This window comes from Pedobacter sp. ASV28, assembly GCF_016428855.1.
In the GTDB taxonomy this organism is placed as follows: Bacteria; Bacteroidota; Bacteroidia; order Sphingobacteriales; family Sphingobacteriaceae; genus Pedobacter.
This window is the reverse complement of sequence record NZ_JAELTN010000037.1, coordinates 1-14,060: the sequence shown is the minus strand read 5'-3', so window position 1 is coordinate 14,060 and position 14,060 is coordinate 1. Positions and strand designations below refer to the sequence as shown.

Below are 14,060 nucleotides of genomic sequence, written 5' to 3'. Positions count from 1 at the left end.
TATGTTGCCGTTAGTAAAAACAAGTATTCCACCCCGAGAAATTTTGATGCCAATGCTTGAGAGAGTATTGTATAGTGGCTATGTTGCTCAAGGCGAAGTGGTTGATGAATTTGAGAAAAAATTTGCAGAATATATCGGTGGAGGTTATACCTTATCATTAAATTCAGGAACAGCTGCTTTGCATATAGCTTTAATTTTAGCCGGTGTTAAAGAGGGTGATGAGGTAATAAGTACCGCATTAACAGCCGAGCCAACAAATGTAGCTATTAAAATGGTTGGGGCTAAAATTAGATGGGCAGATGTAGATTATGAAACAGGTAATATAAGTCCAGATTCAATTGAAAGAGTCATTAATTCCAAGACAAAAGCCATAATAGTCGTAGATTATGCTGGAGTACCTGTAGACGTAAAAAAGATAACTGAAATCTCAGAGAAATATCAAATTCCAGTAATTGAAGATGCTGCACATGCACTCGGTTCAAAATATAAAAACAAAAGAGCAGGAAATCATTTCCCGTTTACAGTATATTCTTTCCAAGCAATAAAACACCTAACAACTATTGACGGCGGCGCTCTACAGGTTTTAGATAAAGACTTATATGAAAAAGGTAAAATAATAAGGTGGTTCGGACTTGATAAAAAATTAACAAGAATGGATAATAACATCCAAATTCAAGGTTATAAATATCATATGAACAATGTAAATGCATCAATAGGTATTACACAACTTGCTGAAATCGAGAATTTAATACAAGTTTATATCGATAATGGTAAATTTTTTGACGAACAGCTAAAGAATGTCAAAAACGTTGAGCTGTTAAATTATTATCGAGATACGGAGCCGTCATATTGGTTATATACACTCAAAGTTGAAAATAGAGCTGGATTTATTAAAATGATGACAGAAAATGGAGTTATGGCTTCTGAGCTTCATAAACGTAATGATTTACATGCTTATTTAAACGATTTTCCAAGCGAATTACCAAATTTGGACAGGTTTTATAATAAAATGGTGCATATCCCATGCGGATGGTGGATTACTAAAGAAGATAGGGAAAGAATTGTTACTTTAGTAAAACAAGGCTGGTAATGATACCAATTTATAAACCATATATGCCTAATAATATTGGAGCAGAGATAAATGAAATACTTTATTCAGGGCAATTAGGATATGGTAAGTACGGAAAGATGTTCGAAAATAAATTGCAAGACTTTGTAGGGTGTAATTACGTAATTTCAGTAAATTCTTATAATATAGCAATGCTTATACTTCTGTCTACCCTAGGGTTACAGGCTAATGACGAGGTAATAGCAAGCCCAGTAAGTTGTTTGGCGTCTAATCAACCGTTTGCTGTTAAAGGTGTTAAAGTAATTTGGGCTGATATAGATCCTAAATTTGGAAGCCTTTGTCCGGATAGTGTGAGAGCAAGAATCACTAAAAATACAAGAGCTATTTTTCATAACCATTTTTGCGGATATTTAGGCAATATAAGTGCAATAAATGCTATTGGAAAAGAATATGGCATACCTATAATAGATGATGGTATTGAGGCTTTTGGATCAAAATACAATGGTAATCGATTGGGGAATGTTGGAACAGATATTACAATATTCTCTTTTCAAACAGTAAGATTGCCAAATACAATTGATGGTGGTGCAATTGTATTTAATAATGAGGAGTTATACCAAAAAGCTTTATTAATAAGAGATTATGGAATTGATAGGCGAGAATTTAGAACAGAAGATAATGAAATTAATCCAGCCTGCGACATAAAATTAGAAGGATATGGAGGCTTAATGAGCGAATTGAATTCTTTTATAGGGATAAAACAAATGGATGATATTGAAGAATTGCTACAAGTTCAAAATACAAATGCTAATAATTGGAAGAATAAATTTGAGAACGTTGCTACAATTCAGTCTCTAGGAGAAATAGAAGGTTCTGAGCCTAATTTCTGGGTCTTTGGCACCCTATGTGAAAATAAAAAAACGGCCATAAGAGAATTTAAGGAAAGGGGATTTTACGCAACAGGAGTACATATTAATAATAATATTTATTCTGTTTTTAATAATATGACTGTTTTACCTGGGGTAAATGAGTTTATGAAAAAATTTATTGCAATTCCTTCGGGTTGGTGGTTTAAAAATAAATACATATAAAATAAAAAACTATGAAAGTAATTTTTCTAGCATATAGAGATTGGTCTCTTAAAGTATTTCCATCCGTAAAAAAACACCCTAAAGTATCAGAAATTGTCTTGTGTACGACACACGAAGAATTGCTAAATTTGAAGTTGGAGAACTATGATTTGATTGTTTCTTGTGGATGGAGTGAGGAATTGGGAAAAGATGTGACAAAAAGAATTTTAGCTATTGGGGTTCATTGTGCAGAACTAGATCGTTATTCTTATGGTACACCTATTCAATTGCAAATAATAGATGGGATAACTCGGTCAAAGCATAGGATTTTTAACTTTACATTTGACGAAAATTCAGCAAGAGCACACACTCATAATACATCATTTTCTCATGAAGTTGATTTAGATCTTTCTGGAAATATGGAAGATATTTTGGAGCAAATGACAACAACTAGTAAAGTTTTATTTAACAGATATTTGGATGATTATCCGAATATTGTATGGAAAGAATGGGAAGTTGAAGAGTTAGTTAGGGAAAAACGTAAACCTGAAGACAGTTGTCTAACAAAGGATACGCTTTTAAAGATGAGCACTGAACAATTGTATAATTTTTTTAGATGTCTCGAAGATCCCTACCATAATGGTTATATAGAAGACGAGGTAGGAAGACTTTACATTAAAAAAGTAGAATTTAAAAAGAAATAAAATGACTAAAGTTATTTTGTGTGGATATCGTGACTGGGCAAACAGAATATTTGAAAATGTAAATTTGCATTCTAAAGTATTCGTTGTTGATACTATTCGAAGTCACGAAGAATATATTCAAAAAGTTGATTTTTTCCCAGAAGATATAGACTTAATTTTATTTATAGGTTGGAGTTGGATTATACCTAAAGAAACAACAGAAAAATTTAAGTGCTTGGGTATTCATCCTTCAAATCTACCCTTTTTTCGTGGAGGCTCGCCTCTTCAACATCAGATAATCAATGGAGTTCAAGAATCAAAGGTAAGTTTAATGACATTATCATCAACTAAATTAGACGCGGGTGAAATTTGGCTCCAAGAAGATTTGGATTTATCAGGTAAAAACATGACCGAAGTTTTTAAAAATATAACTAGTAGTTCAATCAAGATGTTGAATCTTTTTTTTGATAATTACGTTGATATTGTGCCAAAAGAACAAGACACTACCTTGGGCTCTTATTTTAAAAGACGCACTGAAGTTCAAAGTAAAATAACATTAGAGCAATTGCAACAAATGAATCTTAAAGAAATCTATGATTTCATTAGATGTTTGACTGATCCTTATCCAAATGCATATTTGGAAGATAGTAAAGGAAATAAACTCTTCTTTCAAGAAGTTTCCTATGTTCCAAGAGGAAATTAATAGGGATTACGTATAAAAAAATGCGAAATTTCTGAACTATATAGGGATATAAATTTATAAGAAGACTTGAATTAGGTTTGCTAATGTGATGGTAAAAATATTTTGGCTATTATGTTGGTAAGATCTGGAGAATTTTTTCAGTATTATTTTTGTACCATTCTATATTAAAATTTTAGGGCTTAAAGCTTATGCTGTAATAAATTTTTATGCGTAATACTAACAATTATAGATTTTGCTGATGGTGGTCTTACTGTAACTTTAAATAGAGAAATTGCTAAGAGTAAGGATAAACATACTATGATATTTAATTATAACAATCAGGTAGCAAAACTTGAATATAATGATACTTTACTTTAAGTTTTATGCTGGGGAAAATTAAAAATGTATTTAGTTATTTAAAAAAATCAATTCTTGTAAATCTACAAGAGGAGTTTTCCAGTTTTCGTATTAAGTATTATAGAAAAAGAGGTTTTGATATTCATGAATCAGTTTACATTGCTTCTAATGTAAATTTGAAGGGAGTAATTTCTATAGGAGAAGGTTCGTCTCTTGCCCACAACTGTATTTTATCTGGAGCATCAGAAGGTATATTAATTGGAAAGAATGTAATGATCGCACCCAATGTTGTAATTATTGCGTTTAATCATGGTACGGAAAATAATGGCATACCAATGGCTAAACAGAAAAATGTCGAATCAAGAGTTGTTATCGAAGATGATGTTTGGATTTCTGCTAATTGTACGATAGGTAAAGGGGTAACAATTGGTACAGGATCTATTATTGCAGCTAATTCATTTGTTAATAAAGATATTGAACCTTTCTCAATTGTAGGAGGTGTTCCTGTAAAGTTTATTAGAAATAGATAGCATGAAGAAAAACATTTTCGCCAACATAATTGGACGATTTTGGGGTATTTTGTCTAACTTTTTATTTATTCCTCTCTATATTAAAATTTTGGGATTTGAGAGTTATTCGGTAATTAGTTTTGCCTTGATGATAGCAGGAATAATGGCTATTTTGGATGGAGGCCTCACTGCTACTTTATCAAGAGAATTTGCAAGAAAAGATACGAGTGTTCTAGAGAAAAGAAAAGTATACAATACCTTAGAAGCCTGTTATTATATTGTTGTGTTACTTTGTATAAGTATTATATTCTTTTCTTCTAATTTTATAGCAATCAATTGGATAGATGTAAAATATTTTTCTACAGACCAGATTTCTTTTTTTTTTAAAATTTTAAGCTTTGAAGTTGGTTTTCAGTTTTTGTTTAGATTTTATATGGGTGGTCTGCTAGGGATGGAGAAACAAGTTGAAGCCAATCTATATCAAATTGGTTGGGGATTTGTTAGAAATGCTTTAGTACTCTTGCCTATTTATTTTTATCCTCGTTTAGATTTATTCTTTATGTGGCAAGCTGTTTCTAGTATTTTGTTTACCATACTTATTAAGCTCTCTTTGCAGAAAAAGATTGGCGAAAAATTGGGTTCATTTGTTTTTAAAATAGATAGAAAGATACTTCGCAATGTACGTAAATTTGCAGGAGGAATGATGCTTATAGCTGTTGTTGCTGCATTCAATACCCAACTGGATAAAATTTCTATAAGTAAGTTCTTATCTATAGAAAATTTGGGATATTATACATTAGCAGTTTCTATTTCACAAGGATTAATCGTTTTGGTAAATCCAATCACTACTGCTCTACTACCTCGTTTTACAGCTCACTATTCTTTTGAAGAAAAAAATGAAGCATCATTACTATTTGAAAAATCATCTATGGTAATTTCTATTTTCATATTTGTTATTATGGTGGTAATGTCTTTTTTTGCGAAAGATTTAATATGGATATGGACAGGGAATTTAGAAATTGCACATAAAACACAACAAATTGTCCCCATAGTTCTCTTCTCTTACGGAATGTTGGCTATAGCAATGCTACCCTACAATATTGCGATCGCCAACGGGAATACGAAGATTAATAATATAATGGGAATCATTAGTCTAATTATAACCATACCTGGATATATTCTTTTTACCAAGAAATATGGATCGATTGGTGCAGCAAGTGTATTTTGCCTGGTTCAAACAACTACAACGTTTGTGTATCTGTATTTTATAAATAAAAAATATTTAAATCTTTCATTTATAAAAGACATTTTGATTAAGCGCTTGTGTTTGCCCTTAGTTTTAATTACTTTGATTGTTTTTGGGCTATCAAAAATTCCCAATATTTTTCAAGAAAATAGAATTTTAAACTTATTGTGGATTGGGGTTTGTTTTGTAATTACTTTGCTAGCTACATTTCCTTTTTTCATTTCTATAAATGAGATAAAAAAATACCTATCAACTAAATCAAGTGGATTAAAATGAAGAATCAACCATTATTATCAATAGTTATTGCAACAAGAAATAGAGAAGCCTATTGTATAGAGGCCATTAAGTCAATCTTATCAATAAATTCTGATAACATTGAAATAGCAATAGCAGACAATAGTGATAGCAATAAAATAAGGATATTTGTTGAGAACTTAAATAGTAGTAATACAGTAAGATACATTTATGATAATTCGCCGACAAGTTCAATCGCTAACTTTAATAGAGCAATGGGCTTGGCAACAGGTACATATGTTTGTATGATAGGTGATGATGATGGGATTAACCCTGACATAATTGAAGTTACGGAGTGGGCGTTGAAAAATGATATAGATGCACTTTTTGGAAGCATGTCTGCAAATTACCGGTGGGAAGGTACCGGTGCACCTGATACGCTATTTACAAAAATGACAGGAAGCACACTAACCATTACACCATTTAATGGTAATGCGGAGCTAGTTGATATCAGGAAATCTTTGGAAAGGTTTATGAAAAATGGTTGCACTAATTATGCAAATTATAAACTACCTAGATTATATCATGGTATTGTGAAGAGGAAATTCTTTGAGATTTTAAAAGCTGAGACCGGAGAATATTTAAAAGGTTTAAGCCCAGATATTTATTCATCGTTAACATTAGCTTGTAAAATTGAAAGACTTATTTTTTTAGATTATCCTATAACAATACCAGGTGTATGCGGAGTAAGCACATCCGTTATTGAAGGTCAAAAAAAATCCAATTCAAAAAAAATAGAAGATATTCCACATTTAAAAAATAGGGGAGATTATACTTGGAGTGAGTATGTGCCACGATTTTATTGTGTGCAAACTATTTGGGCCGACTCGGGCTTTGCAGCTTTAAAAGAATTAGGCCGTGAGGATTTAATTAAAAAATTTAATAGGCATAGTTTATACGGGAAGATATTAAATGCAGATTTTAGTTTAAGAAGTTATTTATACCATCATATTGTTAATGACTGTGAGTTAAATAATAGGTATTTTTCAGTTGAAATAACATCTACATTTTTTCATTATATAAAGTTTTTTATACAAAGAAATCTATTCTTTAGAGCTTATAATAGGCTTTGTATCAATCTTGGATTAAAGAGAATGGATACTTTAACAAGTTTGCCCGAAATTACTCGAGCAATGAATGCCTTAACTGATAATATAAAACAACGGCAAGTAAACTATAAGCTAGGTTTGGCTAAAGTTGAAGGGGAAATATAGTATTGGTAAAATTATAGGCTAGCTAGCACATCATTCTACCAGAGAAATATATTATATGATTTATTTGATTATTGGTTTTTTTATTATTGTAGTTACTTATGTAGATACGATAACCATAAACAGAAAAAATTCCCACTACATTTCTTTTGTAGTTCTAACCATAATGCTTTTACTAGTGTCGCTGCGACATAAAGTAGGTACAGACTGGGATGCCTATTACGATTTTTATAATGGAAATAGATCAACAGAAAACTTAGAAATTGGCTATGCTTTTTTAAATAATCTTTTCGCAAGTCTTGGTTTACATTTCAATTTTTTCATATTTGTAATTAATGCATTTGCACTCGCATTGATGTTTTTTTTTCTAAAAAGAAACAGTGTTTTGTTGTGTGTTGGGCTGCTAATTTTTTTTTCAGATTTATTTTTGTACTTAAATTTAAGCGGAATTAGGCAGGGGGTTGCATTGGCAATTACATGCTTTAGTATCAATTTTGCTATTCAAAGGCGGTTATTTCCTTTTATAGTTTGTATTGTACTTGCTGCTTGTTTCCATGGTACAGCCGTAGCTTTTCTCATAGTTTATTTTTTGCCAAGAGGAAAAATGAAAATTCGTACGGTGATTTTTTGTTTTGTTGGTTTCTTTCTTTGCAATTTGTTCTTGCAATCTATTTCTGAGCTGATTACCTTATACACAATTAAAAGTGCTGATTTTTATACCAGCCAACAGGAAAAAATTGATAATATAATGAGTTTATTTTACATAGGAATAGCTAAACGCTCTGTTATTGTGCTTGTTGTGCTCTTTTTGGGGCGAAAAATGTTTGATTTGCCAAATACTCACTATTTTTTTAATATATACTTGTTTGGGTTTGGGATTTATCTAAGTTCTTATCTTATATCTCCCGATATTGGTGCTCGCTTGAGTAGTTACTTCACTATATTTGAATTACTCTTAGCTGGAAATTTGCTTTATGCCATAAAGAGTTTAAATACTCGAATACTTATTACATCGATATTTTCAGCTATGGCTTTTTACAAGTTATTAGGTTATATGAGTTTCGAAACATACATATATCATAGTATATTTAGTACATATTAAGCATCACAGCCGGATAGGAATAACAATGTAATTGTTTATTTTGAACGTAGCTAGTTAAGTGAAGATTACACATAAATGCAAAATCAAGATCTTGATAGACAAACCTTAACTATTAACTAAATTTGATTTGTTTAAATTGAAAAGAAATTAAAATTCCTGTTTACAATTTATATATATACTATGAGCTTATTTTCAACAATTAAATTTATCACTACTCACCCAATGAATAAGTATAATAAAACTGCTGCTGTTCTCAGGTTTATTAAGTGGCAGCTGAATAGTGTTATGAATCCGTACCCTATAATTTATCAATTTACTGAAAAAAGTAAATTGATTATCAAAAAAGGAATGACGGGTGCGTCAGGTAATTTATATTGTGGTCTATTCGATTACCAAGAAATGTTTTTCTTACTCCATTTTCTTAGGAGAGGTGACTTTTTTGCTGACATTGGAGCTAATATAGGAAGCTATACAATTTTAGCGTCAGCACAAATTGAGGCTAATACTATTTCAATAGAACCCATGCCATCTACTTATTTAAATTTACTTGATAATATTTCAGTTAATAGACTGCAGAATGTCAAGCCTTTAAACATTGCATTGGGTTCTAAGAAAGGAAAAATTGACTTTACTAAAACAGCATTTGATACGACTAACCATATAGCAGTTAAAGGAGATAAAGATGTTATTACCGTAGATATAAATACATTGGATGATATATTAGCAACAGGCGAAGATATCCCTTTGCTTTTAAAAATTGATGTTGAAGGTTATGAAACAGAAGTATTAAATGGGGCTTTGGAAACGTTAAAAAATGAAAATTTAAAAGCTATAATAATTGAATTAAATGGCTCTGGAGAGAGATATGGATATGATGAGGCCTTGATCCATAAAGAATTGACTGACAAAGGTTTCTTGCCTTATACCTACAATCCCTTAGAAAGAGCTTTGACCTTGGTTGAGAGCTTTGGTTCATACAATACCATTTATATACGCAATTTAGAGTTCGTAAATGAAAGATTGAAATTCGGGGAAAAGATACAAATAAGGAAAAATAAAATATAAACTAAAATCTAATGACAAGTCCTGTTTTGTATTTAATTTTTAATCGTATAGACGAAACCAAAGTGTCTTTTGAAACGATTCGAAAAGCCAAACCACCAAAACTGTATGTTGCAGCAGATGGTTCGAGAAGTTCCGTAGATGGTGAGGATGAAGTTTGTAAGTCTGTACGAGAAATCGCTATCAATGTGGATTGGGAATGCGAAGTTTTCACTCTTTTTAGAGAGAATAATTTAGGTTGCAAAACAGCTATCATAGAGGCTATCGATTGGTTTTTTGAGAACGAAACTGAAGGGATAATTATCGAGGATGATGTTATACCTAATGAAGAGTTTTTCCCATTTTGTGATTCACTTTTAGATAGGTATCGTAATAATAATATGATTAAGGCGATAAATGGATTCAATCAATTTGGACAAGAAGTAACTAGCAACTCTTATTTTTACTCGCGTGGGTTTTATCCTTGGGGATGGGCTACTTGGAGAACTAGATGGGCAAATTATAAAGCTGATAATATTGATATATCCAGATTAAATGATAAAGATATAAGAAGTGTATATCATAAAGCTGCAATTGAAGGTGTGAAGTTTAATTTAAATATTATTAATAAAGGTGTCTTAGATACTTGGGATTATCAAATGGTATACATGATAATGAACGAAAAAGGATTTGTTATAACGCCTTTTGCGAATCTAACATCTAACATCGGTGTTAATGGAGCTCATTCAACTAATAATCAAAACATTTTCTTTAAATATGGAAAGATGTCGATTGACACTTTAGTTCACCCAAAACAAATCGTAGACAATGAAGTAATGAATGCTAAATTATGGGAAGAATATAAGGAGGCCTATTTTTCAGTAAAAATTAAGAGCATACTATTTAAAACTAATTTATATGAGCCTCTCAGGGCCTTATATAAGAGAATGATGAAGTTTTACCTCTCTTTTTCTAAGTAGTCGTTTTATAGTATATGAAGAAAATTCTGTTTTACTTTAGCAGCATGACTCCAGCAGGAGGAATTGAAAGGGTGATCGCGACTTTAGCTAACAAGTTCTCAGAATTCCTAGATGTTACTATTCTGGTAAAGGACGATGTTTTTAGTCACTATCCATTAAACTCTAGAGTGAAACTAGAAAGTTTGGATAACGAGATTAAATTTGATTTAAACAGTAAGGTTAATAGGGTAATAGAAGCGGGACGGAATTTGATAAGCAGTAAGAAGAAGCTAAAAAAATACTTGTCAAATAAGGAGTTTGATTACTATTATATTGCCCATCCTCTTAACGTTTTAGAATTTCACTTAGCAAAAGGAATTGATAAGCAGGTAATTATTACGGAACATGGTGGCATAGATGCTTACAATGCTATATATAAGAAACTTAAAAGATGGTTATATCCTAAGGCAAAAACTTATGTTGTTCCAACTAAAACCGATACAAAGCTCTATAAGGAAATAGGCTTACCTTCATTGTACATTCCACATTTCAAGTCGGATCTGCATTACTCCAAAAGCTTGCAAAATAAAAAAATAGCCATTACAATTGGTAGGATGACGGAAGCTAAGAGACAATGGATTTTAATAGACTTGTGGGATAAAATTGTTCATGATCATCAAATATTAGATTGGCAGTTGAAAATTGTTGGCGATGGAAACCTTAAGCCTCAATACTCGAAAAAAATTGAAGAACTTAAATTAGAAAAATATGTTAAGCTTCTTCAGCCAAAGCAGGATGTAGAAGATTATTACAAGGATGCTTCATTTTTCTTGTTAACTTCTAAATCGGAAGGTTTTGGAATGGTGATTTTAGAAGCAATGTCATTTGGTGTACCATGCGTGAGCTACGATTGTCCTGCAGGACCAAGAGACATGATAACAAATAATGTAGATGGTTTTTTGGTAGAGATGGATTCTTTTGAAGTGTTAAAAAAGTCTACCTTGGAGCTGATTAAAAATCGAGAGAAAATGTTGGAATTCGGAAATCAAGCTTATCTCGCGAGCGAGAAATGGGTTGGTGATAGTATTTTGGAGGAATGGAAAAGACTATTGAATTAAAAAAAATATCAGTAGTTATACCTATGTATAATTCTGAAAATAGTATTGAAAGATCAATATTATCTATATTAAATCAATCTTATAAGGGACCTATAGAGATTGTCATTGTAAATGATGGGTCAGCGGATAAATCTATTGATATAGTAAATAACTTTATCTCGCGTTATTCAAATTGGGACATTAAGTTAATCAATCAAAAAAATGGTGGAGTATCTGTAGCACGTAATACGGGATTAAAAATTACTACAGGAGCTTATATCGCTTTCTTAGATGCGGATGATGCATGGCTACCTCAAAAATTAGAAATACAAACTAGCTACTTGGAAGCTAATGATAATATTGATTTTTTAGGCACTTCTTTTGATGGATTTGGTTTCAAAAACAAACGAGATGGGCACTTAATTAGGATAAAGTTTAAAGATTTATTATTTAAAAACTATTTTCAACCCTCTACAGTTCTTTTTAAAAAGGAAATTTTAGATAAAATAGGTTATTTTGAGGAAAGTCAGAGATATGCCGAAGAAGGTAATTTTTTTATGAGAGTAGCAAAAGAATTTAACTGTTTTTTCCTAAATACAAATCTAATTGTTTTTGGAGATGGTAAATCAGGCTTTGGTGAAAGTGGCTTGAGTGCTAATTTGAAAGAAATGGAAAAAGGAGAATTAAAGAATTTAAAGTTTGTTTATAAACAGGGTTGGATTAATCCTGGATTATATTTGTTTACCATTTCATTCTCTTTATTAAAATATCTTCGAAGAGTTTTAATTGTTAGATTTAGATAAATGAAGTTATTTAGAAGATATTCATTTTTACAGCTACTATCTCTTGTTTATTGTAAAATAAGGACCTTTTTTATATTTAAAGATGCTCGTATAATTCGTTTTCCAATGGATATTAGAGGTAGAAGATTCATTAGGGTTTCTAAAGGATTTACAACGGGGGTGGGTTGTAGAATAGAGGCTTATCCAAAAAATAATCATGCTACATTATTCTTCGGTGAAAACTTTCAAATGAACGATTATGTACATATTACAGCAATGAGAAATGTGACAATCGGTAACAATGTCCTTTTGGCTAGCAAAATATATATATCAGATTGTTCTCACGGGAGTTATACAGGAGATGAAGATGATTCAAACCCCAATTCAATTCCTCATAGCAGACCTCTATATGCAAAATCTGTGATTATCGAAGATAACGTTTGGTTGGGAGAATCTGTATCTGTTCTCCCTGGTGTGACAATTGGAACTGGTACTATAGTTGGAGCAAACTCGGTAGTTTCGAAAAGCTTACCTCCAAATGTCATTGCAGTCGGATCTCCGGCAAAGCCTATAAAAAAATACAATTTTGAATCTCAACGTTGGGAAAGAATTAAAATAAATTGTTAAATATAAATGAATAATATACTCATCACAGGCGGGGCTGGCTTTATTGGAAGCAATTTAGCTTTAAAGTTAATCAGCAAGGGTTATAGAATAACTGTACTTGATAATCTTTCAGTACAAATTCATGGTGAAAATGCTGAAAAGACTTCACCTCTTTATTTGAGCATAAGAGATAAAGTTAATTTTATCAAAGGTTCAGTAACCTCTAAGACTGACTGGCAAAAAGCCATCAAAGGACAAGATATAATTGTTCATTATGCAGCAGAAACAGGGACTGGTCAATCTATGTATGAAATACAGAAATATGTTGATGTTAATATTAATGGTACAGCTATACTTTTAGACTTGTTAGCTAATGAGCCAAATAAAGTTAAAAAAGTTGTAATTGCTTCATCGAGATCAATCTACGGTGAAGGAAAATATAAAAGTAGGGAATTAGGATTTGTTTATCCAAAGCACCGCACCGCAGAATATATGGATAAGGGTGACTTTGAGGTTAAATATATGGGGTCTGCAGCTCTGGAATTAGTAGCAACAGATGAAGATTCTAAAATACATCCCTCTTCAGTATATGGAATTACTAAACAAAATCAGGAGCAAATGATAATGACAGTTTGCCCCACTATCGGTATTGCTCCTGTTGCATTTCGCTATCAAAATGTTTATGGTCCTGGTCAATCGCTAAAAAACCCGTATACGGGCATTATTTCTATATTTTCTACACAGATAAAAAATGGGAATGGCATTAATATTTTTGAGGATGGAAAAGAAACCAGAGACTTTGTTTTTATTGACGACGTTGTTGACGCTACTATTCTGGGGATAGAAAAGAAGGAAGCAAATGGAGAAGTTTTTAATGTAGGTACAGGGGTAGCAACCGATGTTATTAGTGTCGCAAAAGGCTTAATTAGTAATTATGGGATCGATGTGCCAATAAGTATTAGTGGAAATTATCGTTTGGGTGATATACGCCATAACTATGCAGATTTAACCAAAATAAGAAGCAAATTGAGCTTTGAACCTAAGTTCAGTTTCGACCAAGGATTGAAACAATTTACTGATTGGGTTGATACACAAGAAGTGCAGGAGGATAGATATGCCAGATCAATTGAAGAGATGAAAGCTAAAGGACTGTACAAGTAGGCGTTATGACATTAAGAAGTAAGATTTATGGGAAAAATATAATATTTTTCTCTGTACAAACCTTTAATTTAGAAAAGGAGATCAAACGTAAATTAGAAGAATTAGGTGCAAATGTATCTTATTACTGTCTCTTATACACATCTGACGCTGCCGACGATCGAGCCATAGTGTAGTTGTCGGGGGTGGGGGGT

At 31.7% G+C, this 14,060-nt stretch carries 15 protein-coding genes; all 15 read left to right on the top strand.

Annotated features, from left to right (window positions below; translation table 11 throughout):
* Position 1 precedes the first annotated feature (1 nt).
* The 15 genes from JHD79_RS14170 to JHD79_RS14100 all read left to right on the top strand — a co-directional run bounded on the left by JHD79_RS14170 (position 2) and on the right by JHD79_RS14100 (position 14,042).
* Positions 2-1,090, top strand: a complete 1,089-nt coding sequence (locus tag JHD79_RS14170) for a DegT/DnrJ/EryC1/StrS aminotransferase family protein (RefSeq protein WP_199119962.1) — start codon at positions 2-4, stop codon at positions 1,088-1,090.
* Positions 1,090-2,160 carry a DegT/DnrJ/EryC1/StrS aminotransferase family protein gene (locus JHD79_RS14165; protein WP_199119961.1) on the top strand — a complete coding sequence of 357 codons (1,071 nt, stop codon included), beginning with the start codon at positions 1,090-1,092 and terminating at the stop codon, positions 2,158-2,160. Before JHD79_RS14170 ends, JHD79_RS14165 begins: the two co-directional genes overlap by 1 nt.
* Positions 2,161-2,171: 11 nt before the next feature.
* Complete coding sequence (locus JHD79_RS14160; protein WP_199119960.1) at positions 2,172-2,843, top strand: hypothetical protein; 672 nt, start codon at positions 2,172-2,174, stop codon at positions 2,841-2,843.
* Between the two features lies 1 nt (position 2,844).
* On the top strand, positions 2,845-3,525 hold the full coding sequence (locus JHD79_RS14155) for a formyltransferase family protein (protein ID WP_199119959.1): 681 nt from the start codon (positions 2,845-2,847) through the stop codon (positions 3,523-3,525).
* Positions 3,526-3,887: 362 nt separating this feature from the next.
* A complete protein-coding gene (locus tag JHD79_RS14150; protein WP_199119958.1) occupies positions 3,888-4,391 on the top strand; it encodes a DapH/DapD/GlmU-related protein in 504 nt (167 codons plus the stop codon).
* 1 nt (position 4,392) lies between these two features.
* Positions 4,393-5,892 carry a lipopolysaccharide biosynthesis protein gene (locus JHD79_RS14145; RefSeq protein ID WP_199119957.1) on the top strand — a complete coding sequence of 500 codons (1,500 nt, stop codon included), beginning with the start codon at positions 4,393-4,395 and terminating at the stop codon, positions 5,890-5,892.
* Positions 5,889-7,124, top strand: coding sequence for a glycosyltransferase family 2 protein (locus JHD79_RS14140; protein WP_199119956.1), 1,236 nt, complete (start codon positions 5,889-5,891; stop codon positions 7,122-7,124). The genes JHD79_RS14145 and JHD79_RS14140 overlap by 4 nt, the downstream gene beginning before the upstream one ends.
* Before the next feature lie 55 nt (positions 7,125-7,179).
* A complete protein-coding gene (locus tag JHD79_RS14135; protein WP_255533906.1) occupies positions 7,180-8,223 on the top strand; it encodes an EpsG family protein in 1,044 nt (347 codons plus the stop codon).
* A gap of 180 nt (positions 8,224-8,403) precedes the next feature.
* A complete protein-coding gene (locus JHD79_RS14130) occupies positions 8,404-9,288 on the top strand; it encodes an FkbM family methyltransferase (RefSeq protein WP_199119954.1) in 885 nt (294 codons plus the stop codon).
* An 11-nt stretch (positions 9,289-9,299) separates the two neighbouring features.
* Positions 9,300-10,244 (top strand): nucleotide-diphospho-sugar transferase, encoded by a 945-nt coding sequence (locus tag JHD79_RS14125; RefSeq protein WP_199119953.1) that lies wholly within the window; start codon positions 9,300-9,302, stop codon positions 10,242-10,244.
* Between the two features lie 14 nt (positions 10,245-10,258).
* Entirely contained in the window at positions 10,259-11,341 is a 1,083-nt protein-coding gene (locus JHD79_RS14120; RefSeq protein WP_199119952.1) for a glycosyltransferase, read from the top strand.
* A complete protein-coding gene (locus JHD79_RS14115; protein WP_199119951.1) occupies positions 11,320-12,123 on the top strand; it encodes a glycosyltransferase family A protein in 804 nt (267 codons plus the stop codon). Before JHD79_RS14120 ends, JHD79_RS14115 begins: the two co-directional genes overlap by 22 nt.
* On the top strand, positions 12,124-12,729 hold the full coding sequence (locus tag JHD79_RS14110) for a DapH/DapD/GlmU-related protein (protein WP_199119950.1): 606 nt from the start codon (positions 12,124-12,126) through the stop codon (positions 12,727-12,729). It begins immediately after the preceding gene.
* 6 nt (positions 12,730-12,735) lie between these two features.
* Positions 12,736-13,869: an NAD-dependent epimerase/dehydratase family protein gene (locus JHD79_RS14105; RefSeq protein ID WP_199119949.1), complete on the top strand. Its 1,134-nt coding sequence runs from the start codon at positions 12,736-12,738 to the stop codon at positions 13,867-13,869.
* Between the two features lie 5 nt (positions 13,870-13,874).
* Positions 13,875-14,042 (top strand): hypothetical protein, encoded by a 168-nt coding sequence (locus JHD79_RS14100; protein WP_199119948.1) that lies wholly within the window; start codon positions 13,875-13,877, stop codon positions 14,040-14,042.
* Positions 14,043-14,060: the final 18 nt, after the last annotated feature.

Coding starts and splice junctions, on each gene's coding strand:
- JHD79_RS14170 (WP_199119962.1), top strand. CDS start 2: ATGTTGCCGTTAGTAAAAACAAGTATTCCACCCCGAGAAATTTTGATG.
- JHD79_RS14165 (WP_199119961.1), top strand. CDS start 1,090: ATGATACCAATTTATAAACCATATATGCCTAATAATATTGGAGCAGAG.
- JHD79_RS14160 (WP_199119960.1), top strand. CDS start 2,172: ATGAAAGTAATTTTTCTAGCATATAGAGATTGGTCTCTTAAAGTATTT.
- JHD79_RS14155 (WP_199119959.1), top strand. CDS start 2,845: ATGACTAAAGTTATTTTGTGTGGATATCGTGACTGGGCAAACAGAATA.
- JHD79_RS14150 (WP_199119958.1), top strand. CDS start 3,888: ATGCTGGGGAAAATTAAAAATGTATTTAGTTATTTAAAAAAATCAATT.
- JHD79_RS14145 (WP_199119957.1), top strand. CDS start 4,393: ATGAAGAAAAACATTTTCGCCAACATAATTGGACGATTTTGGGGTATT.
- JHD79_RS14140 (WP_199119956.1), top strand. CDS start 5,889: ATGAAGAATCAACCATTATTATCAATAGTTATTGCAACAAGAAATAGA.
- JHD79_RS14135 (WP_255533906.1), top strand. CDS start 7,180: ATGATTTATTTGATTATTGGTTTTTTTATTATTGTAGTTACTTATGTA.
- JHD79_RS14130 (WP_199119954.1), top strand. CDS start 8,404: ATGAGCTTATTTTCAACAATTAAATTTATCACTACTCACCCAATGAAT.
- JHD79_RS14125 (WP_199119953.1), top strand. CDS start 9,300: ATGACAAGTCCTGTTTTGTATTTAATTTTTAATCGTATAGACGAAACC.
- JHD79_RS14120 (WP_199119952.1), top strand. CDS start 10,259: ATGAAGAAAATTCTGTTTTACTTTAGCAGCATGACTCCAGCAGGAGGA.
- JHD79_RS14115 (WP_199119951.1), top strand. CDS start 11,320: ATGGAAAAGACTATTGAATTAAAAAAAATATCAGTAGTTATACCTATG.
- JHD79_RS14110 (WP_199119950.1), top strand. CDS start 12,124: ATGAAGTTATTTAGAAGATATTCATTTTTACAGCTACTATCTCTTGTT.
- JHD79_RS14105 (WP_199119949.1), top strand. CDS start 12,736: ATGAATAATATACTCATCACAGGCGGGGCTGGCTTTATTGGAAGCAAT.
- JHD79_RS14100 (WP_199119948.1), top strand. CDS start 13,875: ATGACATTAAGAAGTAAGATTTATGGGAAAAATATAATATTTTTCTCT.